This window comes from Streptomyces sp. SL06, assembly GCF_058244745.1.
The window spans coordinates 3188344-3212997 of the sequence record NZ_JBSYOT010000002.1; the positions used below are offsets into that span (position 1 = coordinate 3188344).

At 71.5% G+C, this 24654-nt stretch carries 27 protein-coding genes and 2 pseudogenes; 17 read left to right on the plus strand and 12 right to left on the minus strand.

What is annotated here, in order from left to right; translation table 11 throughout:
• The first annotated feature begins 119 nt into the window (after nucleotides 1–119).
• On the plus strand, nucleotides 120–1829 hold the full coding sequence (locus AC4IHM_RS14475) for a threonine/serine exporter family protein (RefSeq protein ID WP_490867451.1): 1710 nt from the start codon (nucleotides 120–122) through the stop codon (nucleotides 1827–1829).
• Between the two features lie 23 nt (nucleotides 1830–1852).
• On the opposite strand, the gene AC4IHM_RS14480 is transcribed toward AC4IHM_RS14475, so the two are convergent.
• The 5 genes from AC4IHM_RS14480 to AC4IHM_RS14500 form a co-directional block, all read right to left on the minus strand.
• Nucleotides 1853–2779 (minus strand): DedA family protein, encoded by a 927-nt coding sequence (locus tag AC4IHM_RS14480; protein WP_490867452.1) that lies wholly within the window; start codon nucleotides 2777–2779, stop codon nucleotides 1853–1855.
• A 163-nt stretch (nucleotides 2780–2942) separates the two neighbouring features.
• Nucleotides 2943–3704: a MerR family transcriptional regulator gene (locus AC4IHM_RS14485; RefSeq protein ID WP_490867453.1), complete on the minus strand. Its 762-nt coding sequence runs from the start codon at nucleotides 3702–3704 to the stop codon at nucleotides 2943–2945.
• 84 nt (nucleotides 3705–3788) lie between these two features.
• Nucleotides 3789–4430, minus strand: a complete 642-nt coding sequence (locus tag AC4IHM_RS14490) for a PadR family transcriptional regulator (RefSeq protein ID WP_490867454.1) — start codon at nucleotides 4428–4430, stop codon at nucleotides 3789–3791.
• Nucleotides 4431–4726: 296 nt separating this feature from the next.
• Entirely contained in the window at nucleotides 4727–6187 is a 1461-nt protein-coding gene (locus tag AC4IHM_RS14495; protein ID WP_490867455.1) for an aldehyde dehydrogenase family protein, read from the minus strand.
• A gap of 75 nt (nucleotides 6188–6262) precedes the next feature.
• Nucleotides 6263–7099, minus strand: a complete 837-nt coding sequence (locus AC4IHM_RS14500; protein ID WP_490870835.1) for a Sco1979 family transcriptional regulator — start codon at nucleotides 7097–7099, stop codon at nucleotides 6263–6265.
• A 343-nt stretch (nucleotides 7100–7442) separates the two neighbouring features.
• Between AC4IHM_RS14500 and AC4IHM_RS14505 the strand changes: the two genes are divergently transcribed.
• A complete protein-coding gene (locus AC4IHM_RS14505; RefSeq protein ID WP_490867456.1) occupies nucleotides 7443–7967 on the plus strand; it encodes an ATP-binding protein in 525 nt (174 codons plus the stop codon).
• Nucleotides 7968–8063: 96 nt separating this feature from the next.
• Here the strand turns inward: AC4IHM_RS14505 and AC4IHM_RS14510 are convergent, their stop codons facing one another.
• The 5 genes from AC4IHM_RS14510 to rpmG all read right to left on the minus strand — a co-directional run bounded on the left by AC4IHM_RS14510 (nucleotide 8064) and on the right by rpmG (nucleotide 10496).
• Nucleotides 8064–8342, minus strand: a complete 279-nt coding sequence (locus tag AC4IHM_RS14510; protein ID WP_490867457.1) for a DUF397 domain-containing protein — start codon at nucleotides 8340–8342, stop codon at nucleotides 8064–8066.
• Between the two features lie 306 nt (nucleotides 8343–8648).
• Nucleotides 8649–8882 carry a 30S ribosomal protein S18 gene (gene rpsR, locus AC4IHM_RS14515; RefSeq protein ID WP_490867458.1) on the minus strand — a complete coding sequence of 78 codons (234 nt, stop codon included), beginning with the start codon at nucleotides 8880–8882 and terminating at the stop codon, nucleotides 8649–8651.
• A 4-nt stretch (nucleotides 8883–8886) separates the two neighbouring features.
• On the minus strand, nucleotides 8887–10074 hold the full coding sequence (locus tag AC4IHM_RS14520) for a CobW family GTP-binding protein (protein ID WP_490867459.1): 1188 nt from the start codon (nucleotides 10072–10074) through the stop codon (nucleotides 8887–8889).
• Entirely contained in the window at nucleotides 10071–10325 is a 255-nt protein-coding gene (locus tag AC4IHM_RS14525; RefSeq protein ID WP_490867460.1) for a type B 50S ribosomal protein L31, read from the minus strand. Before AC4IHM_RS14525 ends, AC4IHM_RS14520 begins: the two co-directional genes overlap by 4 nt.
• 6 nt (nucleotides 10326–10331) lie before the next feature.
• Nucleotides 10332–10496 carry a 50S ribosomal protein L33 gene (gene rpmG / locus AC4IHM_RS14530; RefSeq protein WP_490867461.1) on the minus strand — a complete coding sequence of 55 codons (165 nt, stop codon included), beginning with the start codon at nucleotides 10494–10496 and terminating at the stop codon, nucleotides 10332–10334.
• A 71-nt stretch (nucleotides 10497–10567) separates the two neighbouring features.
• On the opposite strand from rpmG, the gene rpmB reads away from it, so the two are divergent.
• From rpmB to AC4IHM_RS14545, 3 genes are all read left to right on the plus strand, one after another.
• Complete coding sequence (gene rpmB, locus AC4IHM_RS14535; RefSeq protein ID WP_490867462.1) at nucleotides 10568–10804, plus strand: 50S ribosomal protein L28; 237 nt, start codon at nucleotides 10568–10570, stop codon at nucleotides 10802–10804.
• Complete coding sequence (rpsN, locus tag AC4IHM_RS14540; RefSeq protein WP_490867463.1) at nucleotides 10804–11109, plus strand: 30S ribosomal protein S14; 306 nt, start codon at nucleotides 10804–10806, stop codon at nucleotides 11107–11109. The genes rpmB and rpsN overlap by 1 nt, the downstream gene beginning before the upstream one ends.
• A gap of 171 nt (nucleotides 11110–11280) precedes the next feature.
• The gene (locus tag AC4IHM_RS14545; protein ID WP_490867464.1) at nucleotides 11281–11766 is read left to right on the plus strand and encodes a hypothetical protein; all 486 of its coding nucleotides are present in this window, start codon (nucleotides 11281–11283) and stop codon (nucleotides 11764–11766) included.
• Between the two features lie 24 nt (nucleotides 11767–11790).
• Here AC4IHM_RS14545 and AC4IHM_RS14550 read toward each other — a convergent pair whose 3' ends face one another.
• Nucleotides 11791–12918: a DUF2786 domain-containing protein gene (locus AC4IHM_RS14550; RefSeq protein WP_490867465.1), complete on the minus strand. Its 1128-nt coding sequence runs from the start codon at nucleotides 12916–12918 to the stop codon at nucleotides 11791–11793.
• Nucleotides 12919–13026: 108 nt separating this feature from the next.
• On the opposite strand from AC4IHM_RS14550, the gene AC4IHM_RS14555 reads away from it, so the two are divergent.
• Together AC4IHM_RS14555 and AC4IHM_RS14560 are read left to right on the plus strand one after the other, a co-directional pair.
• Nucleotides 13027–13779, plus strand: coding sequence for a Clp protease N-terminal domain-containing protein (locus AC4IHM_RS14555; protein WP_490867466.1), 753 nt, complete (start codon nucleotides 13027–13029; stop codon nucleotides 13777–13779).
• Nucleotides 13780–13852: 73 nt separating this feature from the next.
• Complete coding sequence (locus tag AC4IHM_RS14560) at nucleotides 13853–15544, plus strand: bifunctional 3'-5' exonuclease/DNA polymerase (protein ID WP_490867467.1); 1692 nt, start codon at nucleotides 13853–13855, stop codon at nucleotides 15542–15544.
• A 55-nt stretch (nucleotides 15545–15599) separates the two neighbouring features.
• On the opposite strand, the gene AC4IHM_RS14565 is transcribed toward AC4IHM_RS14560, so the two are convergent.
• Nucleotides 15600–16460, minus strand: coding sequence for an SDR family NAD(P)-dependent oxidoreductase (locus AC4IHM_RS14565; protein ID WP_490867468.1), 861 nt, complete (start codon nucleotides 16458–16460; stop codon nucleotides 15600–15602).
• A gap of 104 nt (nucleotides 16461–16564) precedes the next feature.
• Here AC4IHM_RS14565 and AC4IHM_RS14570 point away from each other — a divergent pair, with 104 nt between their 5' ends.
• From AC4IHM_RS14570 to AC4IHM_RS14615, 10 genes and pseudogenes are all read left to right on the plus strand, one after another.
• On the plus strand, nucleotides 16565–17179 hold the full coding sequence (locus tag AC4IHM_RS14570; protein WP_490867469.1) for a TetR family transcriptional regulator: 615 nt from the start codon (nucleotides 16565–16567) through the stop codon (nucleotides 17177–17179).
• Nucleotides 17180–17413: 234 nt separating this feature from the next.
• Nucleotides 17414–18109 (plus strand): NADPH-dependent F420 reductase, encoded by a 696-nt coding sequence (locus tag AC4IHM_RS14575; RefSeq protein WP_490867470.1) that lies wholly within the window; start codon nucleotides 17414–17416, stop codon nucleotides 18107–18109.
• 88 nt (nucleotides 18110–18197) lie between these two features.
• On the plus strand, nucleotides 18198–19334 hold the full coding sequence (locus tag AC4IHM_RS14580) for a zinc-binding alcohol dehydrogenase family protein (RefSeq protein ID WP_490867471.1): 1137 nt from the start codon (nucleotides 18198–18200) through the stop codon (nucleotides 19332–19334).
• Nucleotides 19331–19909 (plus strand): annotated as a pseudogene (locus AC4IHM_RS14585) (Rossmann-fold NAD(P)-binding domain-containing protein); the annotation flags it as partial. The gene AC4IHM_RS14580 and the pseudogene AC4IHM_RS14585, both read left to right, overlap by 4 nt.
• Before the next feature lie 88 nt (nucleotides 19910–19997).
• On the plus strand, nucleotides 19998–20525 hold the full coding sequence (locus AC4IHM_RS14590; protein ID WP_490870836.1) for a Rossmann-fold NAD(P)-binding domain-containing protein: 528 nt from the start codon (nucleotides 19998–20000) through the stop codon (nucleotides 20523–20525).
• Nucleotides 20522–20878, plus strand: a complete 357-nt coding sequence (locus tag AC4IHM_RS14595) for an NAD(P) transhydrogenase subunit alpha part 2 (RefSeq protein ID WP_490870837.1) — start codon at nucleotides 20522–20524, stop codon at nucleotides 20876–20878. The genes AC4IHM_RS14590 and AC4IHM_RS14595 overlap by 4 nt, the downstream gene beginning before the upstream one ends.
• Entirely contained in the window at nucleotides 20875–22287 is a 1413-nt protein-coding gene (locus AC4IHM_RS14600) for an NAD(P)(+) transhydrogenase (Re/Si-specific) subunit beta (RefSeq protein WP_490867472.1), read from the plus strand. The genes AC4IHM_RS14595 and AC4IHM_RS14600 overlap by 4 nt, the downstream gene beginning before the upstream one ends.
• Nucleotides 22288–22357: 70 nt before the next feature.
• Complete coding sequence (locus tag AC4IHM_RS14605; RefSeq protein ID WP_490867473.1) at nucleotides 22358–23749, plus strand: NAD-dependent succinate-semialdehyde dehydrogenase; 1392 nt, start codon at nucleotides 22358–22360, stop codon at nucleotides 23747–23749.
• 70 nt (nucleotides 23750–23819) lie between these two features.
• Nucleotides 23820–24065 (plus strand): annotated as a pseudogene (locus AC4IHM_RS14610) (SDR family NAD(P)-dependent oxidoreductase); the annotation flags it as partial.
• Between the two features lie 76 nt (nucleotides 24066–24141).
• Nucleotides 24142–24606, plus strand: coding sequence for an SDR family oxidoreductase (locus AC4IHM_RS14615; protein ID WP_490867474.1), 465 nt, complete (start codon nucleotides 24142–24144; stop codon nucleotides 24604–24606).
• Nucleotides 24607–24654 lie beyond the last annotated feature (48 nt).

The window sequence follows — 24654 nt, forward strand, 5'->3', positions numbered from 1 at the left end:
CCACCCCGTCCTCTCCCGCAACGGGCCTCACGCACACGCGTGCGGCCCGTTCGCGTTCGGTTGCGCATACTGAGGGCTAAAGGCAGGGGGGTGTGTTCGGACAAGGGAGCGTTGCGCAGGTGACGGAGGCGGAGGAGCCCAAGCCGCAGTCGGACGAGGCCCGCAGTGCCTTCCGGCCTCCGGGCGGGGTGGTGGCACCGGCCGACGGCGAGTCGTCGACGACATCCGAGTTCGAGATCCCGCGGGGACTGGCCGTCTCCCGGCACACCGTCACGGAGTCCGAGACGACCTCCGAGTTCGCGCTCCCCGACGGACTGGACGCCCCGCCGGCCGCGCCCGTGGAGAGCGAGGGGTCGGCGTTCACCAAGCCGAGCACCTACAGCGCGTGGACCGCGCCGACCGCCTTCACCCCGGCGAGCGGCTTCCCGGTGATCAGCCTCACGGACGTGCCGTGGCAGGACCGGATGCGCGCGATGCTGCGGATGCCGGTGGCCGAGCGGCCCGCGCCCGAGACGGCGCAGCGGCACGACGACGACACCGGCCCCGCCGTGCCGCGCGTGCTCGACCTGACCCTGCGCATCGGGGAGCTGCTGCTGGCGGGCGGTGAGGGCGCGGAGGACGTGGAGGCGGCGATGTTCGCCGTCTGCCGGTCCTACGGCCTGGACCGCTGCGAGCCGAACGTCACCTTCACCCTGCTGTCGATCTCCCACCAGCCGTCCCTGGTCGAGGACCCGGTGACGGCGTCGCGGACGGTACGCCGCCGGGGCACCGACTACACCCGGCTCGCGGCCGTCTTCCGGCTGGTGGACGACCTCAGCGACCCGGACGCGCACATCTCCCTCGAGGACGCCTACCGGCGCCTCGCGGAGATCCGCCGCAACCGGCACCCGTACCCCACCTGGGTCCTGACCACGGCGAGCGGTCTGCTGGCGGGCGGGGCCTCGCTCCTCGTCGGCGGTGACGTGATCGTGTTCGTCGCCGCCATGCTCGGCGCGATGCTCGGTGACCGGCTGGCGTGGCTGTGCGCGGGGCGCGGACTGCCGGAGTTCTACCAGTTCGCCGTGGCCGCGATGCCGCCGGCCGCGATGGGCATCATGCTGACGCTGGTCCACGTGGACGTGAAGGCCTCCGCGGTCATCACCGGTGGCCTGTTCGCGCTGCTGCCTGGGCGGGCCCTGGTCGCGGGGGTGCAGGACGGTCTGACCGGCTTCTACATCACCGCCGCCGCGCGCCTGCTGGAGGTCATGTACTTCTTCGTCAGCATCGTCGGCGGGGTGCTGATCGTGCTGTACTTCGGCGTCCAGCTGGGCGCCAAGCTCAACCCGGACGCGGCGCTGGGCTCGGGCGACGAACCGGTCGTGCAGATCTGCGCCTCGATGCTCCTGTCGCTGGCCTTCGCGATCCTGCTCCAGCAGGAACGATCCACCGTGCTGGTGGTGACCCTGAACGGGGGCGTCGCCTGGTGCGTGTACGGCGCCATGCACCTGGCCGGCGGTATCTCGCCGGTGGCCTCCACGGCCGCCGCGGCGGGTCTTGTGGGCCTGTTCGGGCAGCTGATGTCGCGGTACCGGTTCGCGTCGGCGCTGCCGTACACGACCGCGGCGATCGGGCCGCTGCTGCCCGGTTCGGCGACGTACTTCGGACTGCTGGCGATCGCCCAGAGCAAGGTCGACGCGGGGCTCCTGTCGCTGTCGAAGGCCGTGGCGCTCGCCATGGCCATCGCCATCGGGGTGAACCTCGGCGGGGAGATCTCGCGGCTGTTCCTGAAGATGCCCGGCGCCGCGAGTGCGGCGGGGCGCCGGGCGGCGAAGCGGACGCGTGGGTTCTAGAGTTCTGGACGCTCTTCGGGGCTTCAGCGGCCCTGGTTGTACGGGTACTGGTCGCCGTGGTTGCGCGGGTACTGCTGGGCGTACGGCGGCTGCTGCCGGCCGTAGTCCTGGTCGCCGTAGCCCTGATTGCCGTAGCCCTGATTGCCGTACCCCTGGTCGCCGTAGCCGGGGTTGCCGTAGCCCTGGTCGTACCCCTGCTGCTGCGGCTGCGGCTGCGGCTGCTCGTACGGGTCCACGCGGCGGAGCTGGGTCGTGGCGTCGTCCATGGGCTGATACGGGTCCTGGGGCTGCTGCGGGTCCACCGGCGGCTGCGGCCCGGCCGCGGCGGCGCGCTTCTTCTTGCCGCGCTCACGGAAGTACTCGATGGCGATCGGGACGACCGAGACCAGGACGATCAGGACGAGGATGACCTCGACGTTGGTCCGGATCAGCTCGATCTGGCCGAGCCAGTAGCCCGCGAGGGTGACGCCGGTGCCCCAGGCCACACCGCCGATGACGTTGTACGTGAGGAAGGTGTGGTACTTCATGCGGCCGGCGCCCGCCACGATGGGGGCGAAGGTGCGCACGATCGGCACGAAGCGGGCCAGGACGATCGCCTTGGGGCCGTACTTCTCCATGAACTCGTGGGCCTTGTCCAGGTTCTCCTGTTTGAAGAGCTTGGAATTGGGCCGGCTGAAGAGCCTGGGACCGAAGAACTTGCCGATCATGTAGCCCACTTGGTCACCGAGCACGGCGGCGGCCACGATCAGGGTGCACACCAGCCAGAGCGGCTGGCTGATGTACTGCCCCTGAGCGACGAAGAGGCCCGCGGTGAACAGCAGCGAGTCGCCGGGCAGGAACGCGAAGAGTCCGGACTCGGCGAAGACGATGAGCAGGATGCCCGGCAGACTGAACGTCTCGATCAGATAGTCCGGGCTGATCCACTCGGGACCGAGCGCAAGGGTGGTCACGGGATTGTGGCTCCTGCTGCTGGGGGAGGCGGGCTGGACCTGGCTGCCCAAACGTACAACGCAGCCGTGGTGTTCGAGGTTCCAAGGGGTTGCCGGGGGTGCGCTGTGACACCGCCCGGGGAAACCTGTGGACCGTGGGTACTGAAGAATACGGCGGCGGGGCTCAGGGGGTGTGCCGCACGGCGTTCGCGAGGATCGCCTCGCGGAGGTAGGCGGCGAGGCCCGTCCTGGCCCGGTCGATGTTCCGGGTGAACCGCTCGTCCGCGACGTACATCTCGCCCAGGCAGGTGTGCGTCTCGTACCCGCAGTCGTAGTGGCCCCGGGAGATCCACCGGCGGTGCTCCTCGGCGGCGTCCATCGCGGCCTCGGAGTCGGCCGGCACCCCGTCGTCCATCAGGGTGACGAAGCGCCGGTTGATCTCTTCGGCCTCGCGCTGGACGCGCAGCCAGTCCTCCTTGGTGTACGAGGCCGCGCGCCGCCGCGACTCGCGGTAGGCGTCGGTGCCGCCCCAGCGCTCCGCGGCCTCCTCCTGGTACTGCTCCGGGTCGAGGTCCCCGAAGACCTCGAACCTCTCCTCCGGCGTGAGATCGATGCCCATGCTGCGTGCCTCCATGGCCTGCTCCACGGCCGCCGCCATCTTCTCCAGCCTCTCGATCCGGGCGGTCAGCAACTCGTGCCGGCGGCGCAGATGCGCGCGCGGGTCCGCGGCCGGATCGTCGAGCAGGGCGGCGACCTCGTCGAGCGGGAAGCCGAGCTCCCGGTAGAACAGGATCCGCTGCAACCGGTCGAGGTCGGCGTCGCTGTAGCGCCGGTGGCCCGCGCGGCTGCGCTCGCCGGGGGCGAGCAGACCGATGTCGTCGTAGTGGTGCAGGGTGCGCACCGTCACTCCGGCGAAGCCGGCGACCTGTCCCACGGAGTAGCTCACTTCCGCTCCCTTCTCTGACGCCCGTCACGCTGCCACCTCACGCGACGTGAGGTGCAAGCCCGGCGCACGGCCGACCGAACCCGGTCAGTGGGCGTCCCCCGAGTGGGGCCGGTCCGTCGCGAACGGGTTCTCCTGGCCGTCGGCCAGGACACCGACGAAGGGATCCCCCTCGCCGGCGAAGGTGTACGCGCCGCCCCGGACGCGCTCGATCAGCCCCCGCGTCCACTCGGCGCCGGAGTCGGCCGAGTGGACCCAGAAGTTCATGATCTCGCCGATGTGTCCGAGCTGGCCGGGACCGTCCTCCGGTGTGTAGTCCTCGATGACGGCGGCCCGCCACTCCTCGATCTTCCGCACCCGCTCCTCCAGGAGCGCGAGGACCTCCTCGCGCGGGAGGTCGACCATGAAACCGAGCGCCGCGGTGAGCACGTCGGGCCGCTGGTCGTAGGCGGTGAGATACGCGCGCAGCAGGGTGAGGTACTCCTCGGTGCCCCGCTCGGTGATCTCGTACTCCACCCGCGGCGGACCGCCCACCGTGGACGGCGCGACCTCGTGCGCGAGCAGCAGGCCCTGTTTCGCCATCTGCTTCAGTGCGTGGTAGATCGAGCCGGGCTTGGCGTTGGACCACTCGTGCGCGCCCCAGTACTCCAGGTCGTTGCGCACCTGGTAGCCGTGGGCCCGCCCGTGCTGGCGGACCGCGCCGAGCACCAGGAGACGGATCGCTGACATGGGGTCCAGATTAGAAGGAAGCGCCCCGCTCCCCCGCCACCAGGTCCCGGGCCGCGGATGCGCCACCGGCCGCGCTTGAGCCGCCGGTGGTCGATTCCCCAGGCGCGGGAGCCTTCCGGCCGCGGGTTTCCCGCGAGCTGATCGGTGGCGTGCAGGAGATCGTCAACCCCTGCGGGGTCACCTTTGAGGTGCCCCGTGGCCGCGTCCAGGGCAGCCGGCCCCCAGACGACCTGCCAGGTCACTCCTCCCCCCGCCCGGCCGCCTCCAACAAGACGCCGCGCGCCTGGGCGTGCGGGTCAGAACGGGAACCCGCTGCGCCCGTGCTGTACCGAGATCCACTTCTGGGTCGTGAAGGCGTCCAGCATGGTGTCGCCGTTGAGGCGGCCGATGCCGGACTGCTTCTCGCCCCCGAAGGGGACGATCGGCTCGTCGTGCACGGTGCCGTCGTTCACGTGGAACATGCCGGTGTCGATCCGCTTGGCGAACGCGACGCCCCGTTCGATGTCCGCCGTGTGCACGGCGCCGCTCAGCCCGTAGGGGGTGTCGTTGACGAGGCGTACGGCCTCCTCCTCGCCGTCGAACGGGACGAGGAAGGCGACCGGCCCGAAGACCTCCTGCCTCAGCAGCGCGGAGTCGGCGGGCAGGTCGGTCAGGACCGACGGCTCGACGAGGTTGTCCGTGGTCGTGCCGTGCACCAGGGCGGTGGCGCCCTCGGCGAGGGCCTGCTCGACCACGCCGGAGATGGCGTCCGCCTGCGAGGAGTTGATCACCGGGCCGATGACGGTCGACGGGTCGCGCGGGTCGCCGGCCTTGAGGGTCTTCACCTTGGCGACGAACTTCTCGGTGAACTCGTCGGCGACCGAGCGGTCGACCAGCACACGGTTGGCGGCCATGCAGACCTGCCCCTGGTGCACGTACCGGCTGAAGACGGCGGCGTCGACCGCGTAGTCGACATCGGCGTCGTCGAGGACCACCAGGGCGCTGTTGCCGCCGAGTTCGAGAACCGAGTGCTTGAAGTTGGCGGCGCAGACCGTCGCCACGTGGCGGCCGACCTTGTCCGAACCGGTGAAGGAGATCACCTTCGGCACCGGGTGCTCCAGGAAGGCGTCGCCGATCTCCGCGATGTCGGTGACCACGACGTTGAGCAGACCGCCCGGCAGGCCGGCGTCCTCCAGGAGCTTCGCGACCAGCGTGCCGCCGACGATCGGGGTGTTCTGGTGCGGCTTGAGGACGACGCCGTTGCCCAGGGCGAGGGCGGGGGCGACCGACTTCAGGGAGAGGAGGAAGGGGAAGTTGAAGGGGCTGATGACGCCCACGACGCCGACCGGCACCCGGTAGACGCGGTTCTCCTTGCCCTCGACCGGCGAGGGGATGATCCGGCCCTCGGGGCGCAGCGCCAGGTGGACCGCCTCGCGCAGGAACTCCTTGGCGAGGTGCAGCTCGAAGGCGGCCTTCAGACGCGTGCCGCCCAGCTCGGCGACGATGGCGTCACTGATCTCCGCCTCGCGCTCCTCGACCAGGCGCAGGGCCTTCTCGAACACCGCGCGGCGGGCGTACGGGTTCGTCGTGGCCCACTGCTTCTGGGCGCGCTCGGCGGCCCGGTAGGCCGTGTCGACCTCGTCGACCGTGGCTATGGTGATCGAGGCGAGCTTCTCGTTGTCGTACGGGTTGAAGTCGATGATGTCCCAGGAACCGGTGCCCGAGCGCCACTCGCCGTCGATGTACTGCTGGGCGAGGTCGGTGAAGTACGACGACATGTGTTCCCTCAATCCGCTTAGCTGCCGCAGCTGCCGCGAGCGAGCCGCCTGACTGCGGGTCATCGTACTGATGTTTCAAAGGAGTTGGAGGAGCCCTCGCAGAAGGCCCCGGCTCTCGTCCGGCCCCGGGCTGTCCTGCTGCAGTTCCTTCAGCGCCGTCTCGTACTGGATGACGTCCTCGGACTTGTCCAGATACAGCGCGCTGGTGAGCTGCTCCAGATAGACGACGTCCGACAGGTCGGACTCGGGGAAGCTGAGGATCGTGAACGCGCCGCTCTCGCCGGAGTGCCCGCCGAAGCCGAACGGCATGATCTGCAGCCGCACATTGGGGCGTTCGGACATGTCGATCAGGTGCTGGAGCTGGCCGCGCATCACCTCGCGGTCGCCGTACGGACGGCGCAGCGCGGCCTCGTCCAGGACGATGTGGAACTCGGGGGCGCTCTCGGCGACGAGGTGCTTCTGCCGCTCCAGGCGCAGCGCCACGCGCCGTTCGACGTCCGCCTCGCCCGCGCCCTTCATGCCGCGCCGGACGACCGCGCGGGCGTACTCCTCGGTCTGCAGCAGTCCGTGCACGAACTGCACCTCGTAGACCCGGATCAGCGAGGCGGCGCCCTCCAGGCCCACATAGGTGGGGAACCAGTTGGGCAGCACGTCGGAGTAACTGTGCCACCAGCCCGCGACGTTGGCCTCCTTGGCCAGGGAGAGCAGGGAGGCGCGCTCCTGCCCGTCCGTGATGCCGTACAGGGTCAGCAGGTCCTCGACGTCCCTGGTCTTGAAGCTCACCCGGCCCAGCTCCATCCGGCTGATCTTCGATTCGGAGGCGCGGATCGAGTAGCCCGCCGCCTCTCGCGTGATCCCGCGCGTCTCGCGCAGTCGCCTGAGTTGTGATCCGAGCAGCATGCGCCGCACCACCGATCCGGGCTCTCCCGCGCTCACGTCCGCCAGCCTCCCCAACCGTCTTCAGGGGCCGAAGTCTGCCACTAAAACACTCCGAGCAGTACTCGTCCGGTTACGGAAACGGAATCGAGCCAACGGAAACGCTCGGGATCATGCACGGAGCGGGCGGAACCAGCCGTCTCGGAGGGTGAAGAGCAGCCGAAGATGACGGAAAAATTGCCCAACAAGCGGTACGGGCAGGCCTATTTCGGTCACGTGCACGTGCATCTGCCCTTGCATCTGCGGTACGCATCCGAAACCATGGTCCCGCACCACCGCGCCGCATCGCTACGACCGCGAATCACCGGGAGTGCCTCGCATGGGGACGAATGGATCGACCATGCTCGAGCCGTTAAGGCAGGGCCTTCCGCCACTCGACCCCGCGGCCGTGTCCAACGCCGCCTCCTGCGCCCTGCCCGCGCGCTACGAAGCGGTGCGCGAGGCACGGAGGTTCACCCGCAGGACGCTTGAGGGCTGGGACACCGGCGACCGCTTCGACGACATCTGCCTGGTGGTCTCCGAACTCGTCACCAACGCCCTGCGGCACGCGCTGCCCGCCGACGTTCCCCGGCACACGGAGCAGAACGGTCCCGTCCGGCTGCATCTGATGCGCTGGACCGAGCGGGTGGTGTGCGCGGTGCGTGATCCCAGTCACGACAGCCCGGTGGCCCGGGATACGGACGACGACTCCTCGGCGGAGTCGGGCCGGGGCCTGTTCCTCGTCGACTCCTTCAGCGACAGCTGGGGCTGGCACCCGCTCGCCGGGACGCTCAACGGCAAGGTCGTCTGGGCCCTGTTCCGGCTCCAGCAGCACGGCGACAGACCGGACCGGCCCTACGAGTGACGAACCGCGGCGCCTACGTGTGCCGCGGTTCTACGCGTGTCCACGGGCGGAAAGAGGCGCCGGCGACACGTCCGCGGCGCGTGGGACGGCGTCCGGTCAGCTCGCGATCAGGTGGTCGAACTCGCCGTCCTTGACGCCCAGCAGCATGGCCTCGATCTCGGCCCGCGTGTAGACGAGCGCGGGGCCGTCGGGGAAGCGGGAGTTGCGTACCGCGACCGCGCCGCCGGGCAGCCGCGCGAACTCCACGCAGGATCCCTGCGAGTTGCTGTGCCGGCTCTTCTGCCAGGCCACGTCGTGCAGGTGCGTGGCGGCCATACCGTTGTACGCGCCGGACGCGTCGTCAGCGGCGTACACGTCGTACACGTCGTGGTCCACAGGTCGCTCCCCGGTGGTGCACTGGCTGATGTGGCCATTGGTGCAGTGGTCAACTGATCCGGATCATAACCCTGTTCACGTGCCGATGCATGAGCAAATGCACGTGCACGCGCGGTGTTCCCGCGGTTACAGCTTTGACGACCGCTTTACCGAACCCTGCCCTCTTTGACGCCCACTCCGTAGAAGTCGTTCCCGCGTGTGCCCCCGGAATCGAAGAAGATGCACCAGCATGAAACAGGACCGGGGACCCGCTCGTGGAAGCGGGTCCCCGGTACGTGGCCGATGCGGGCCGGTGCGCGGCGCTGCTCAGCGCGTGGCGTACGGCAGCAGGGCCATCTCGCGGGCGTTCTTGATCGCCTTGGCCAACTGCCGCTGCTGCTGGGACGTCACACGTGTGACGCGGCGGCTGCGGATCTTGCCGCGGTCGGAGATGAACTTCCGCAACAGGTCGGTGTCCTTGTAGTCGATGTACGTCACTTTGGCCTGGTCCAGCGGGTTGGGCCGCTGCTTGACGGGCTTGCGTTCGCTCTTGCGGGGCATGGGGTCAGACCTCCAGGAGGGTGTCGAAGGCGGTCGGCAGCCGTTCCCAGGCGCCCTGGCCCGCGGCGTACTCGGCGTCGGTCAGCAGGCAGGACTCCAGGAGCCCCGCCAGGCCGTCGCTGTCGAGTCCGGGCGAGGTGAAGACCAGGTGCTGGCACCGGTCGCCGTGCTCGGGGTGCCAGTCCAGCGCGGCGGCGGCGCGGCGCACGGGCGGGACGAGGTCCCAGGCGGCGTCGGGCAGCGACGCGAGCCACGGTCCCGCGCTCTCCACGCACAGGGCCCCGCCGGCGGCGTCCCAGTGCAGCAGGGTGTCCGCCTTGCCGGCGAGCCAGAACCGGCCCCGGCTGCGGGCGGCGGCGCAGGTCAGGTCCTCCAGCGCCGCGTACAGCCGGTCCGGGTGGAAGGGGCGGCGGCGACGCCAGACCAGGGTGGTGACGCCGTGCGCGTCGGCCTCGGCGGGCAGCAGGGCGCAGGCCGGGTGCTGGGCGGCGGCCGCGGCCTCCACGTCGAAGCCCGCGAGGGCGGCCCGCGCCAGCTCGGAGGACTCGGGTGCTGCGCCCGCCGGGTCACCGTGGCCGATCGGGACCCGGCGGGCTGTCGGATGGAGCTGGGTGAGCAGCTCACGGTCCTCGTCGTCGGCCTCCGGGGAGCCGGGGGGCGAGTCGGCGAGGGCGAGGACGGGGGCGTACTCCAACTGGCGCGCGAAGGTGTCGGCGACGGTGCGCTGGTCGGTGGCCGCGGCGGCGAGGCCGCGCTCGGCGAGGTCGTCGCCGTTGCCGAGGTAGGGCAGCACCAGGGCCGGGTCGACGGCGGTGATCACGCCGGTGACGGTGAAGCCGCCGGCCGTCACCACCTCCGCCATGGCCTTGGGCTCGACGGAGTCCCACAGCTCGACCACGGCCAGCGGGGTGCCTCCGGCGTCCGCGAGCCGTGCCAGCTCGGGGACGAGGTCCTCGCGCAGCGCGCAGCAGGCGCAGTCGTTGACGAGGGGCGCCTCGCCGGCGGCCAGGATGCCGGTGGCGTCCCGGACGGTCCGCACGACCGTGCCCGCGGTGGCCGTGGCGAGGTCGTGGTGGAGTACGACGCTGCCGGGCACGTCGGCCAGCAGCCGTGCCACGGCCGCCCGGCGGGCGTCGGCGTGCAGGCCGCCGACGATCACGACCGGCAGTCCGGGGCGGCCCGGGTGGCTCATGCCCCGCCCTGCTTTCCGTACCGCCGCTCGAAGCGCTCCACGCGGCCCGCGGTGTCCAGGACGCGGGCGGTGCCGGTGTAGAAGGGGTGGCTGACGTGGGAGATCTCGACGTCGACTACCGGGTAGGTGTTGCCGTCCTCCCACTCGACGGTGCGCTCGCTGGTCATGGTCGAGCGGGTGAGGAAGGCGTAGTCCGCCGCGCGGTCGCGGAAGACTACCGGGCGGTACTCGGGGTGGATTCCCTTGCGCATGACGGCTCAGCGCTCCTCTCGGAAGTCGACGTGGCGGCGGACGACCGGGTCGTACTTGCGCAGGGTCAGCCGGTCCGGGTCGTTGCGGCGGTTCTTGCGGGTGACGTAGGTGAAGCCGGTCCCGGCGGTGGAGCGGAGTTTGACGACCGGACGGAGTTCGTTGCGTGCCATGCTGCTATCTTACTGAAAATGAATTCCATTAACAGCATCGACCGTACGGTCTGAAGGAGAGGTACGTCACCGTGTCCGCCCACTGCATGCTGACCGGCACCCGGCCCGGCTTCGGCAACCGCATCTCCCACTCCCACCGGCGGACCTCCCGCCGCTTCGACCCCAACATCCAGACCAAGCGCTACTGGCTGGCGAGCGAGAGCCGGCACGTACGGCTGCGGCTGTCCACGAAGGCGATCAAGACGGTCGACGCGATCGGCGTCGAGGCGGCGGTGGCGCGCATCCGTGCCCGGGGAGTGAAGGTCTGATGGCGAAGAAGAGCAAGATCGCGAAGAACGAGCAGCGCCAGGAGATCGTCGCGCGGTACGCCGCGCGGCGGGCCGAGCTGAAGGAGATCATCCGCCGGCCGTCCTCGACGGAGGCCGAACGGCTCGCCGCCCAGCGGGAACTGCGCGCCCAGCCGCGCGACGCGAGCCCGACGCGGGTGCGCAACCGCGACCAGATCGACGGACGCCCGCGCGGCTACTTCCGCGTCTTCGGGCTGTCCAGGGTGAACCTGCGCGGGCAGGCCCACGCCGGACATCTGCCCGGAGTCCGCAAGTCGTCCTGGTAGCTTGCGGCTGTCTTGGGGCCGACCCGGCCGTCCGGCTACAGCTTGGAGCTTCCGGTGACGTTGGTGACTGCGGAGAATGCGGCGAGTACGGGGAATACGGCGAGTACGGCGAGCACGGTCGGCACGGCGCGTGGGCGGGGGGCGGGGCGGCGGTCCGTGCGGGCCGCGGCCGTGGGTCTCGGGCTGGTGGGCGCGCTGGCGCTGACCGCGTGCACCGACGGCGGCGGCTCCGAGGACGGCGGTTCGGGCGACGGCTCGGGCGGCGGTGACCGGTCCTCGGCGGCGCCCGGCGCGTCCGCGAGCGCGGAGACGGGCGGCGGCGACGGGCCGGCGTCCGCCGCCGGCGAGTTGGAGGGCAGTTGGCTGGCCACCGCCGACGGCCAGGCCGTCGCGCTGATGGTCACCGGCGACCAGGCCGCCCTCTTCGCCACCGGCGGAACCGTGTGCACCGGCACCGCGGGCGAGGACTCCGGCACCCGGACGATCCGGCTGAAGTGCACCGGCGGCAACGACGACCGGACCACCGGCACGGTCGGGTCGGTCGACCGGACCTCGCTCAAGGTGACCTGGCAGGGCGGCCTCGGCGAGGAGACGTACACCAGGTCCGAGGGCGGCTCGCTGCCGCCCGGACTGCCGACGGAGGGCCTCGGCTCCTGAGCCCTTCCAGCGGGCGCCCGGCGGTCACGGCAGTGGGCGTCGGCGGCCGACCTCGGCGCGGTCGGCGGCGCGGGTTCCCTCCGTCCAGCCGGCCGTGTCGCCCGCGCCGCGCAGCCGGGTCGTGGTCGTCCGCGGGAACATGCGCTCCAGTCGGTCGGTGACCGCGACCTCGCGGGAGGCCAGCACCGGCAGGAGATCCACGCCCGACCCCGTACCGGTGTCGGCGGTGGCCGCCTGCGTCGCGGCCCGCAGCCGACTCCCCGCGCGGTGGGCGTAGGCGGCGAGGAACGACTGCCGGAAGGTCTTGGTCCGCCCCCGCCCGCCGGCCCGCTGGGCGGCCTCGGCCCGCGTCATCGCGGCTTCGGCCTGCACCAGCAGCGAGGTGTGGAGGAGTTCGACCGCCTCCAGGTCGGCCTCGAAGCCGACGACGGTCGAGAAGCCGAGGGGCTCGTTCCACACGGCCCGGCAGTGGTTGGCGTCGGCCACCGCGTCCAGCAGCACCGCCTTGGCCTGCTCGTACGGCGGATCCACCCCGATCCGGCAGGCGCCGGGGGCGTCTGGCGCGGGCGCGTGCGCCGACAGCAGGGCCTCGTCGAGGCTGTGCCGGGCCATCAGCTCCTGCGCCTTGGCGCTGAGCGCCTCCGCCTCCTGCGGATACCCGGTCGCCTCCGCCTTGGCGAGCAGCGCGCGGATGCGGGCGAGGGCGCGGGACTCGGGCCGGCCCTCCCGCCTCTCCCCCGCGTCCAGCGGCTCCAGCGTGGGCAGCCGCAGCAGCAGGCGGTACAGCTCCAGTACGGCGGTGGCGCGCGAGAAGCGGTCGGTGCGCGATGGTGCCTGGTCCGCCGGCACTCCGTCGAGCTGGGCGGCCCAGCGGGGCCCTCGCGGACGGTCGTGCGGCGCCTGGGCGCGGATCAGCGCCGCCACCAGCCGTACGTGTACGTCGTCCAGTTCCCGCCGCACGATCCGTACGAGGTCGGCGGGCTGCCAGCCGCGCCGCCAGGCCGCGGCCACGAACTCATCACCGCGCCGGGCGAGTTCCGCGTCGGCCGCCGGGTCGGCCGCGAGCAGCGAGGCGGCGCCGTCCAGGGCGTCGTCGGCGGCGGCGTACAGGGCGCTCTCGAAGGCACGGTCGACGGTGCGGGGCGTACTCACCCGGCGATGGTGCCACGGCCCGCCTCACTCCATGACGCTCACCGCGGCCATGAAGGAAGGTGTCAACCGGCAGTTGACGCTCCCAGGGGCGCAACCTACGGTTGACACATGGCGACCAACCCGAGTCCCACCGCATCCGTACGTCTCGACGAACTCATCACCGCGATCAAGAAGGTGCATCCCGAGCCCCTGGAGCAGCTCCAGGACGCCGTCCTCGCCGGCGAGCACCTCGGCGAGGTGGCGGACCACCTCATCGGCCACTTCGTGGACCAGGCCCGGCGCTCCGGCGCGTCCTGGACCGACATCGGCAGGAGCATGGGCGTCACCCGGCAGGCGGCGCAGAAGCGCTTCGTGCCCAAGGAGTCGGCCGACCTCGACCCGAGCCAGGGCTTCAGCCGCTACACACGCCGCGCGCGCCAGGCCGTCATGGCGGCCCACGACGCGGCCAAGGCAGCCGGCAGCACGGAGGTCCTGCCCGAGCACCTCGTCCTCGGCCTGGTCACCGAAGGCGAGAGCCTCTCCGCCGAGGCGATCGCCGCGCAGGGCGTGACCCCCGACGCGATCCGCGAGGCGGCGTCCACGGCGCTCCCGCCGGCCGCCGCCGAGGTCCCGGAGCCGGTGCCCTACGGCCCCGCGGCCATCAAGGTCCTCGAACTCACCTTCCGCGAGGCCCTGCGCCTCGGCCACAACTACATCGGCACCGAGCACATCCTGCTCGCCCTGCTGGAGCACGAGCACGGCGAGGGCGTACTCAGTGGTCTCGGCCTCGACAAGGAGGCCGCCGAGCGCTACGTCACCGAGACCCTGGCGGAGTTCATCCAACTGACCAAGGGGACGGAGACCGGGAGCGAAGAGGGCTGAGGCCCGGCCCGAGAGGGGCCGGCGTGCGGGCACGGCGGGGGCCGTTGTCAGACCCTCCTGCGACACTCACGTCATGGCCGACCGGTGGGTGCTCGCCGTGGCCGAGGGCGGTGGCGCGGAGGTCGCTCCCCTCGGTCCCGAAGGGCTGCCCGCGGGACCGGTGAGGCGGGAGCCCGACCTCGCCGAGGCCGTGCGGAGCAGGCCGGGCGTCACGCGCTGGGTGTGGCGGTCCACCGCCGAGGTCGTCCCGCACCTGCTCGCCACGGGGGTGCGAGTGGAGCGGTGCTACGACATGGAGGCCGCCGAGACCCTCCTGCTCGGCCACGAGGGGCGGTACGGGGAGCCACGCTCGACGGCGGCGGCCCTGGCCCGGCTGCGCGGCAGCCCCGTACCGCCCGATCCGCCGCCGCGCTCCGCCGAGCCGGGCGCGCAGTCCTCACTGTTCGAGCCCCAGGTCGTCCACCTGCCCCTGGAGGACCTGCTCGCCGTCTACGCCGAGCAGCAGCGGCGCCACGACCGGTCCGCGCACCCCGACCGGATGCGGCTGCTGACGGCGGCCGAGTCGGCGGGGATGCTGGTGGCCGCCGAGCTGAACCGCGCCGGGCTGCCCTGGCGGGCCGACGTGCACCGCGAGGTCCTGCGCGACCTGCTGGGCGAGCGGTATGCGGGCGGGGGCGAGCCGCGCCGCCTGGCCGAGCTGGCGGAGGAGGTGTCCGCGGCGTTCGGCCGGCGGGTACGGCCCGACCTGCCCGCCGATGTCGTCAAGGCCTTCGGGCAGGCGGGCGTCAAGGTCGGCTCCACCCGCCGCTGGGAGCTGGAGTCGGTCGACCACCCGGCCGTGAAGCCGCTCATCGAGTACAAGAAGCTGTACCGGATCTGGGTCGCGCACGGCTGGTCGTGGCTCCAGGACTGGGTGCGGGACGGGCGGTTCCGCCCCGAGTTCCTGGCCGGCGGCACCGTCACCGGACGCTGGGTGACCCACGGCGGGGGCGCTCTGCAGATCCCCAAGGTGATCCGGCGGGCCGTCGTCGCCGACCCTGGCTGGCGGCTGGTCGTCGCCGACGCCGACCAGATGGAGCCGCGCGTGCTGGCGGCGATCTCCCGCGACCCGGGTCTGATGGAGGTGGCCGGCCGGCAGAGCGACCTCTACCAGTCGGTGTCCGACCGCGCCTTCTCCGGCGACCGCGCCCAGGCGAAGCTCGCCGTGCTCGGCGCGGTGTACGGCCAGACCTCCGGCGACGGCCTGAAGAACCTCGCCGCGCTCAGACGCCGCTTCCCGAGGGCGGTGGCGTACGTCGACGACGCGGCCCGCGCGGGTGAGGAGGGCCGGCTCGTGCGCACCTGGCTGGGCCGCACCTGCCCACCGGCGGCCGGCGCGGCCGACGGCGCCGAGGAAGCGGGCCTCCCGCAGGACGACCCCGCCGACTCCGGGGCCCGCCCACAGGACTGGGTCCCCGGCCACGCCTCCACCGACGCCCGCGCCCGGGGCCGCTTCGCCCGCAACTTCGTCGTCCAGGGCAGTGCCGCCGACTGGGCCCTGCTGCTGCTCGCCGCGCTGCGCCAGGCCTGCGCGGGGATGGCGGCGGAACTGGTGTTCTTCCAGCACGACGAGGTGATCGTGCACTGTCCGCGCGAGGAGGCCGACACCGTCGTCACGGCGATCCGCGAGGCGGCGGAGCTGGCGGGGCGGCTGACGTTCGGGCGGACGCCGGTGCGGTTTCCGTTCACCACGGCGGTGGTGGAGTGCTACGCGGACGCCAAGTGAGGGGCCGTCGCCCGGATGCCGGGTGGCCGGCGGGCAGTCGGCGGTGCCTCCCCCGTCAGGCGGGGCCGGCCGGGTCCGAGGAGGGGGCCCGTCCCAGCAGTTCCTCCGAGCGCTCCCACAGCCGGCGGGCCAGTTCGGGGTCGGCGGCCTGGCGGTTGGTGCGGGCGGGCCTGCGCTTCTCGTAGTAGACGCCGGACTCCCAGTCGACGCCCGGCCGGCCCTCGGCCAGCCAGGTCAGATGCTCGGCGCCCTTCTCGGGGGAGATGAGCATGGCGCGGGTGAATCGGTTGGTGGCGATGAACCGCATCAGGCCGCTCTCGGACCGGGTGCCGAAGCTCGTCGCCACATTGCCGGGGTGGAAGGCGGCGGCGGAGAGGCCCTGCGCGTGGTGGCGCCGGTGCAGTTCCTTGGTGAACAGGATGTTCTCCAGCTTCGCGGCCCCGTAGGCCCGGATCGGGCTGAAGTTCCGGTCGAGGTCGAGATCGCCGGTGTCGAGCCTTCCGGCCGTCCGGGCGCCGACGCTGGAGGTCTGGAGCACCGACGCACCGGACGCGATCAGCTTGTCCATCAGCAGGCCGGTGAGCAGGAACGGCGCCAGGTGGTTGATCTGGAAGGTCCTCTCGAATCCGTCCACGGTCTTCGCGGGGTCGCCGAAGACGCCGCCCGCGTTGTTGGCGAGCACATCGATACGCGGGTAGGCGGCGTCCAGCCGGGCTGCCAGAGCGCGCACTTCGTCGAGGCGGGTGAAGTCGGCGACGCAGCTGTCGGCGCCGATCTCGTCGGCGACGCTCTTCGTCCTGCCCGGGGAGCGGCCGACGACCACGACCTGGTGGCCGCCGCGGTGCAGTTGACGTGCCGCCGCGGCGCCGATGCCGTCGCTCGCGCCGGTGATGACGATGGTCTTGCCGGGGGCCATGAGAGGACTCCTCCGATGAGATGCGGGGTCACTGTGACTGGCACCCTACGCCACTTCTGACAGTCACTGACGGATTCGTCGGCAGTCGTTACTCTGGTCGCACTATGAGCGACAAGCAGCAGACCGGCCTCCGTGAGCGCACCCGTCGCGCCGTCCGGGGGGAGATCGCCGAGGCCGCGAAGACGCTGTTCGTGGAGCGCGGCTTCGAGGCGACGACGATCGACGACATCGCGAACGCCGTGGGCATGTCCCAGCGGAGCGTCTTCCGGTACTTCGCCAGCAAGGAGGAGATCGTCCTCGGCAAGTTCGACCTCGTCGTGGACGACATGCTGGCCGAACTGCGCGCCCGGCCGATCGCCGAACCGCTCTGGACGTTGCTGCACCGCACCTTCGGCGTGCTGGCGTCCATGGCCGAGGAGCCGCCGCACACGGAACTGGCGGAGCCGATCCACCGGGTCGTCTTCCAGACGCCCGCGCTGCTCGCCGGGTACCTCCAGCGCCTCCAGCGGATGCAGGAGGCCGTCGTGGCCGAGCTGCTGGCCCGCGCGAGGACGGCGGGCGCGCCCTACGCCGACGACGACCCTGCGCCGCGTGCCGTCACGGCGGCGGCCTTCGGCTGCCTCGTCGCCGCCCAGCACTCCTGGCTGGCCTCGGGCCCCGAGGGCTCCTTCGCCTCCGCCCTCGACCGCGCCATGGCGACCGTCGGCCCGCGCGTCTGACCGGCGGCGAGCCGCTCGGGCGCCGTCCAAGCCGTCCAAGCCGTCCCACCGGTCCGCCGCCGGGAGGTCGCGGATACCGGGATTGGCAAAGTGGTTTCGGGGAAGCCCCCCGGTCCCCGCTTGCATCGGCCACCCGCGGCTCGCACGGTGGGTGAGGTGGTGGAAACGCGGACTTCCTTCGGTGCGGTCCGACGCCACCTTGCCTTCCCGTACCTGTCTCCTTGAGGAGCGGCCATGAAGATCGGCATCGTCGGCGCCGGCAACATCGGTGGAACCCTGACGAAGCGGCTCTCCGCCGTCGGGCACGACGTTTCGGTGGCCAACTCCCGGGATCCACGCACCCTCGCCGACCTGGTGGAAGGCACCGGTGCGCACGCCGTCCGGGCCACGGAGGTCGCGCGCGGGGCCGATGTCGTGGTCGTGACGGTTCCGGAGATCAGCGTCCCGGACCTGCCCGACAACCTCTTCGGGGGCGCCGCCGACCACCTGGTGGTGGTCGACACGTGCAACTACTACCCCCGGCAGCGGGACGGCCGTATCGACGCGATCGAGCAGGGCACGCCGGAGAGCCGGTGGGTCGAGACCCGGCTGGGCCGCCCGGTGATCAAGGCGTTCAACAACATCTTCGCGCCCCACCTGCTGGACAAGGGGCTGCCCGCCGGAACGGCCGGGCGTATCGCGCTGCCGGTGGCCGGCGACGACGCGGCGGCCAAAGAAGTGGTGATGCGCCTCGTGGACGAGATCGGTTTCGACCCGATCGACGCGGGCGGCATCGAGGACTCCTGGCGCCAGCAGCCCGGTACGCCCGTGTACACCACGGACAAGGACGCCGAGGGCGTGCAGAAGGCACTCGCGGAGGCGAGCCCCGAGCGGGCTCCGCAGTGGCGGGCCACCACCGACAGCCCCGGCAGCTTCACCGACCCCGCCTGAGCATCGGGAGCGCCCACAGCTCTCGGGGCCCCGGAACACCGACCCGAGCCGCGAAGGGAAACACGACGTGACAGGCGACGGCAGGACAATGCGCGCGTGGCAGGTCCGTCGGCCCGCGCCGATCGAGCAGGAGCCCCTGGTCTACGTCGAGAAGCCGATCGCGGAACCCGCCCCGGGCGAACTGCTGGTGCATGTGCGCACCTGCGGCGTCTGCCGGACCGACCTGCACGTCAGCGAGGGCGACCTGCCGGTGCACCGGGACCGTGTGACGCCCGGTCACGAGGTCGTCGGCGTGGTGGCGGCGCTCGGCGAGGGCGCGGCCGGCTTCGAGGTCGGCGACCGGGTGGGGGTGGCCTGGCTGCGGCACACCGACGGCACGTGCGCCTACTGCCGCCGCGGGCTGGAGAACCTCTGCCCGAACTCGCTGTACACCGGCTGGGACGCCGACGGCGGGTACGCGGAGTACACCACCGTGCCCGCCGCGTTCGCCTACCGGCTGCCCGACGGGGTCGCCGACACGGCGCTCTCCCCGCTGCTGTGCGCGGGCATCATCGGCTACCACGCGCTGCAACGCGCCGAGTTGCCCAAGGGCGGCCGGCTCGGGCTGTACGGCTTCGGCGGCAGCGCGCACCTGTGCCTCCAGGTCGCCCTGGCGCAGGGGGCGCGGGTGCACGTGCTCACCCGGGGCGACGCCGACCGGCGGCTGGCCCTGGAACTCGGCGCCGCCTCCGCGCACGGTGCCTACGACCAGCCGCCGGAGCCGCTGGACAGCGCGATCCTGTTCGCACCCGTCGGTGACCTGGTACCGGTCGCCATGCGGGCACTGGACCGGGGCGGCACCCTGTCGATCGCGGGCATCCACCTGACCGACACCCCGCCGCTGAACTACGAGCGCGAGCTGTTCTACGAGCGGCAGCTTCGCAGCGTCACGTCCAACACCCGTGACGACGGACGGGAGTTCCTGGAACTCGCGGCCCGCCACGACGTACGCGCGACCACGCACAGCTACCCGCTGTCCGAGGCGCAGCGCGCCCTCCAGGACCTCGACGCGGGGCGCTTCGACGGCGCGGCCGTGCTCGTCAACGACGTCTCCACCGGCGTAGGAGCGCCGCCCGTGTCACCCGCCTGCCGGCCGGTCGCCGGCCACGGGAACGCGGCCAGGAGACAGGAAAGGAGCTTTCGCGTGGATGTGCGGAGCCGGTCGGGCCGAGGAAGGTCGGTATGAACGACGTACAAGAGACCGTTGTCGCGGGCATTTTGAAGGAGTCGGCACCCAGCGAGGCCAGGGTGGCGCTGACACCGCAGGGACTGCACCGCCTCACGGCGAAGGGCATCTCCGTGGTCGTCGAGACGGGCGCGGGATCGAAGGCCTCCTACTCCGACGACGCCTACGAGGAGGCCGGAGCCAAGATCCTTCCGGTCGGTGAGATCGTCGCGCGCTCCGACGCGCTGCTCGGCGTCGACGCGCCCTCCCAGGATCTGATCGAGCGGCTGCGGCCGGGACAGTTCCTGTTCGGGATGCTCCAGGCCCGTACCTCGTCCCAGCTCGTCGACTCCCTGAAGAAGAAGGGAGTCGTGGCGGTGAGCCTGGACATGATCCCGCGCACGCTGAGCAGTGCCCAGTCCATGGACGCGCTGACCTCGCAGGCCAATGTGGCCGGGTACAAGTCGGTGCTCGTCGCGGCGGACACCTACACGCGCTACCTGCCGATGCTGATGACCGCCGCCGGAACGGTGCGGCCGGCCAAGGTACTGGTCCTGGGGGCCGGCGTCGCCGGGCTCCAGGCGATCGGCACGGCACACCGGCTGGGCGCGGTGGTCTCCGGATACGACGTGCGTCCCGCGACCCGCGGCGACGTTCGAGTCGCTGGGTGCCACCTTCCTCGATCTGGGACCGGCCTCGGGCGAGGGGGAGGGCGGCTACGCGCGGCAGCTCACGCCCGAGGAGCAGGAGGCGCAGCAGCGGGCCCTGCGCGAGCAGATAGCGCAGCAGGACATCGTGATCACCACGGCGCAGGTGCCGGGCCACAAACCGCCCCTGCTGGTCACGCAGGAGGCGCTGGACGCCATGCGTGCGGGCTCGGTGGTGGTGGACCTGGGGGCGAGCGAACTGGGCGGCAACGTCGCCGGCTCGGTCCCCGACAAGCGGATCGTCACCGACAACGGGGTGACCGTGATCGGCGCGCCGCACCTGCCCGCCGAGGTGCCGAGCGCGGCCTCCGAGGCGTACGCGCGCAACATCTCCGACCTTCTCCTGCACTTCCTGCGGGACGGGTCCCTCTCGGTCGACCCGGCGGACGAGATCGACTCCCACGTCGTGGTCGCCGGCCTGCCGGACCGTCCCGCGACCGCGCAGGCAGCGGAATCCGACTCCGGCGGCAAGCCCGCCTCGCCCACCCCGGGGAGCCAGTCATGAGCATGGGACTTCTCACCGACATCACCGTCTTCGTCCTGAGCCTGTTGGTCGGAATCGAAGTGATCAGCAAGGTTCCGGCGACGCTCCACACCCCGCTGATGTCCGCGGCGAACGCCATCCACGGCGTCGTCCTGGTGGGCGTCATCATCGTCGCCGGTCACGCCCACGGCCCGACCAGCTACGTGTTCGTCGCCCTCGCGTCGATGTTCGCGGCGATGAACGTCGTCGGCGGGTTCACCGTCACCGACCGGATGCTGGAGATGTTCCGGCAGCCGGCGAAACCCGGCGCCGAGCAGGGCGGTGGAGCCGGCGGCAAGGCCGGTGGCCCGCAGGAGAGGAGCGTGGCGCGGTGAGTACCTATGACACGGTGACCTGGTTCCTCTACCTCGCCTGCGCGGTCTGCTTCGTCGGCGGACTGCACCTGATGAACTCCCCGCGCACCGCCCGTCGCGGCAACCTGCTGTCGGCCGGCGCGATGGTCGTGGCGATTGCCGTCGCCATCGCCGGTGCCGTACGCGACAGCCGGGCCAGCACGATCGGCACGATCCTGGTGATCGTCGGCGCCCTGGCCGGCGCGTGCGTCGGCGTGCTGTTCGCCCGCCGGGTCAAGATGACCGCGATGCCGCAACTGGTCAGCATCTTCAACGCGGTCGGCGGCGGCGCCGCCCTGCTGATCGCGATGACGGACGCGGTGACCGGCCGCGGCTCGAACCTGTCCGACCGGGTGACCGTCCCCGTGGTGCTGGGCGTCGTGATCGGAGGCGTCACCCTCAGCGGATCGGTGATCGCGGCCGGGAAGCTCCAGGGCCTCGTCTCCGGCAAGCCGATCGCCATCCCGGGCCGGCACATCCTGGACGTCGTCGCCGCGCTCCTCGTCATCGCCTCGGCAGTCTGGTACGTCGCCCGGCCCGACAACCTGACGCCCATCGCGATCCTGGGCGGCGTCGGCCTGGCGTTCGGCATACTGCTGGCGCTGCCGATCGGCGGCGCGGACATGCCCGTGGTGATCTCCCTGCTCAACGCGTTCACCGGGATCGCCGTGGCCATGGCCGGGTTCGTGATCGACAACGTCATCCTGATCATCGCCGGTGCCCTGGTCGGTGCCGCGGGCTCGATCCTCACCGGACTGATGGCCCGTGCGATGAACCGGTCGGTCGGCGCGATCATCGCCGGCGGCTTCGGCACCGGCGACAGCGCGGGCACCGCCCAGGCCGGAGCCGGCGGCGGGGCGGTGCACACCACCGAGGCGGACGACGTGGCGATCCAACTCGCCTACGCCCACAAGGTGATCATCGTTCCCGGATACGGGCTGGCCGCCGCGCACGCCGAGCACGAGGTCGCCGACCTCGCCTCCTTCCTCCAGGGACGCGGCATCGACGTGAGCTTCGCCATCCACCCGGTCGCCGGCCGGATGCCCGGCCACATGAACGTGCTGCTCGCCGACGCGAACGTCCCGTACGACGAACTCCTTGACCTGGACGAGGCCAACCCGCAGTTCGCCCAGGCGGACGTCGCCCTCGTCATCGGCGCCAACGACGTGACCAACCCGGCCGCCCGCCGCCCCGGCACGGCCGTGTCCGGGATGCCGATCCTCAACGTGGACCAGGCCAAGAGCGTCGTGGTGATCAAGCGCTCGATGGGGCACGGCTACGCCGGGATCGACAACGAGCTGTACACCAACCCGAAGACCAGCATGTTCTTCACCGACGCGAAGGAGGGGCTGACCTCGCTGCTGAGCGCGGTGAAGACCCTCGTCGCGTGAGGGGCCCGGAGCAGAAGGACCGGAAAGCGCAAGGAAGAAAGACGCAAGGAAGAAAGAGGAGAGAACCACCATGGCGTACCAGACCGTCAACCCGTACACCAACCAGACCGAGGCCACGTTCCCGGACCTGACCGACAAGCAGGTGGACGAGCTGCTGGACACCGCCCAGAGCACGTTCGAGTCGTGGAACGCGCTGTCCTTCGACGAGCGCAAGGCCGTGTGCAAGCGGGCCGCCGAGATCCTCCGGGAGCGTCCGCAGGAGTTCGCCCGGTACCTGACGCTGGAGATGGGCAAGCTGGCCGCGGAGAGCCTCGCCGAGGTGGAGCTGACCGCTTCGATCATCGACTACTACGCCGAGGGGGCCGAGGAGTTCCTGGCGCCCAGGTCCCTGCACCCCGCCGATCCCTCCGAGGGCGATCCCGTGGTGGTCAGCACCCCGCTGGGCGTGCTGCTGGGCGTGCAGCCCTGGAACTTCCCCTACTACCAGCTCGCGCGGGTCGCGGCACCGAACCTGATGGCCGGCAACGTCCTCATGGTCAAGCACGCCTCGATCGTGCCGCAGTCGGCCGCCGCCTTCGAGCGGTTGTTCGAGGAGGCCGGTGCGCCGAAGGGCGCGTACACGAACCTGTACGCCACCAGGGACCAGATCAACCGGCTGATCGACGACCCCCGGATCCGCGGGGTCGCGCTGACCGGAAGCGAGGAGGCGGGGGCGGCCGTCGCGGCCCGTGCCGGGCGCGCCCTCAAGAAGACCACGATGGAACTGGGCGGAAGCGACCCGCTGATCGTCCTGGCGGACGCCGACCTCGACAAGACCGTCGAGTGGGCGCTGTGGGGGCGGATGAACAACGGCGGCCAGTGCTGTGTGGCCTCCAAGCGGCTGATCCTGGTCGACGAGATCGCCGACGCCTTCCTCGAACGGTTCAGCGCCGCGGTCTCGAACCTCCGCGCCGGGGACCCGGCCGACCCGAACACCACGCTGCCGCCGATGTCGTCGCAGTCCGCGGCGGACAAGCTCAACGACCAGGTGCGGGCGGCGGTCGAGGCGGGCGCGGAGGCGACCCCGCTCGGCGACCCGGTCCCGACCACCGGCGCCTTCGTGCAGCCCACGCTGCTGACCGGCATCACGCCCGACAACCCCGCCTACGACCAGGAGTTCTTCGGCCCGGTCGCGCTGATCTTCCGCGTCAAGGACGAGGACGAGGCGATCCGGGTCGCCAACGACTCCCGCTACGGGCTGGGCGGCTCCGTCTTCACCCAGGACGAGGAGCACGGGGCCGAGGTGGCGCGGAAGATCGACACCGGCATGGTGTTCGTCAACCACCCGACCTGGACCAAGGCCGACCTCCCGTTCGGCGGCGTGAAGATGTCCGGCTACGGACACGAACTGGCGGGCCTGGGCATCCAGGAGTTCGTGTCCAAGAAGCTGATCAACGTCGTGCCGATCGACGCACCGGCCTGACGGTCACGCGTGCAACGCCCTGCCGTGGCCGGCCGCCCGTAGTGGCCGCGCGGCAGCAGGAAGGAGCGAGATGAACAGCACTGCGGATCAGAAGGTGGCGCTCGTCACCGGGGCCGGTCAGGGGATCGGCGCCGCGATCGCCCGGCGGCTGAGTTCCGACGGCTTCGCCGTCGCGGTCGTGGACATGGTCAGCGACAACGCCGCGCGGGTGGCCGACTCGATCGCCGCCGCCGGCGGCAGGAGCGTGAGCGTGACGGCCGATGTCACCGACCGGGACCAGGTGTTCGCGGCCGTGGACCAGGCGGCCTCGGAACTCGGCAACCTGCACGTGGTGGTCAACAACGCGGGCATCGCCCCCGTCAAGCCACTGCTGGACGTTCCGCAAGCAGGACGTGGAGAAGGTCTTCGCCGTCAACGTGATGGGCACGCTGTGGGGGATACAGGCCGCCGCGGCGAAGTTCCGCGCCCTCGGCCACGGCGGAAAGATCGTCAACGCGTCCTCGCAGGCGGGCCACGCGGGCGACCCCAGCCTGCCGATCTACGCCACGTCGAAGTTCGCCGTCCGAGGACTCACCCAGTCCGCGGCCATGGCCCTGGCGGACTACGGCATCACGGTCAACGCCTACTGCCCCGGCATCGTCGAGACACCGATGTGGGCGGGCATCGACAGCGAGATCTCCCGGGCCAGTGGCCGCGAACAGGGGGAGAGCACCGAGGACTACGCGAAGAAGATCGCACTCGGACGCCTGGAGAAGCCCGAGGACGTGGCCGCCTTCGTGTCGTTCCTCGCGGGGCCCGACTCCGACTACATGACCGGGCAGTCGCCGCTCATCGACGGCGGCATGGTCTACCGCTAGGCCCGGCCTTCGACGGGTGCCGCATCGGCAAAGAGTGCTCCCGACCGG

Excerpts from the sequence above, each read along its gene's own strand:
- AC4IHM_RS14580 (WP_490867471.1), top strand. The coding sequence starts at position 18,198 with ATGCGCGCGTGGCAGGTCCGTCGGCCCGCGCCGATCGAGCAGGAGCCC.
- AC4IHM_RS14570 (WP_490867469.1), top strand. The coding sequence starts at position 16,565 with ATGAGCGACAAGCAGCAGACCGGCCTCCGTGAGCGCACCCGTCGCGCC.
- AC4IHM_RS14595 (WP_490870837.1), top strand. The coding sequence starts at position 20,522 with ATGAGCATGGGACTTCTCACCGACATCACCGTCTTCGTCCTGAGCCTG.
- rpmG (WP_490867461.1), bottom strand. The coding sequence starts at position 10,496 with ATGGCACGCAACGAACTCCGTCCGGTCGTCAAACTCCGCTCCACCGCC.
- AC4IHM_RS14605 (WP_490867473.1), top strand. The coding sequence starts at position 22,358 with ATGGCGTACCAGACCGTCAACCCGTACACCAACCAGACCGAGGCCACG.
- rpsR (WP_490867458.1), bottom strand. The coding sequence starts at position 8,882 with ATGCCCCGCAAGAGCGAACGCAAGCCCGTCAAGCAGCGGCCCAACCCG.
- rpsN (WP_490867463.1), top strand. The coding sequence starts at position 10,804 with ATGGCGAAGAAGAGCAAGATCGCGAAGAACGAGCAGCGCCAGGAGATC.
- AC4IHM_RS14505 (WP_490867456.1), top strand. The coding sequence starts at position 7,443 with ATGGGGACGAATGGATCGACCATGCTCGAGCCGTTAAGGCAGGGCCTT.
- AC4IHM_RS14560 (WP_490867467.1), top strand. The coding sequence starts at position 13,853 with ATGGCCGACCGGTGGGTGCTCGCCGTGGCCGAGGGCGGTGGCGCGGAG.
- AC4IHM_RS14555 (WP_490867466.1), top strand. The coding sequence starts at position 13,027 with ATGGCGACCAACCCGAGTCCCACCGCATCCGTACGTCTCGACGAACTC.
- AC4IHM_RS14575 (WP_490867470.1), top strand. The coding sequence starts at position 17,414 with ATGAAGATCGGCATCGTCGGCGCCGGCAACATCGGTGGAACCCTGACG.
- AC4IHM_RS14490 (WP_490867454.1), bottom strand. The coding sequence starts at position 4,430 with ATGTCAGCGATCCGTCTCCTGGTGCTCGGCGCGGTCCGCCAGCACGGG.
- AC4IHM_RS14520 (WP_490867459.1), bottom strand. The coding sequence starts at position 10,074 with ATGAGCCACCCGGGCCGCCCCGGACTGCCGGTCGTGATCGTCGGCGGC.
- AC4IHM_RS14565 (WP_490867468.1), bottom strand. The coding sequence starts at position 16,460 with ATGGCCCCCGGCAAGACCATCGTCATCACCGGCGCGAGCGACGGCATC.
- AC4IHM_RS14495 (WP_490867455.1), bottom strand. The coding sequence starts at position 6,187 with ATGTCGTCGTACTTCACCGACCTCGCCCAGCAGTACATCGACGGCGAG.
- AC4IHM_RS14525 (WP_490867460.1), bottom strand. The coding sequence starts at position 10,325 with ATGCGCAAGGGAATCCACCCCGAGTACCGCCCGGTAGTCTTCCGCGAC.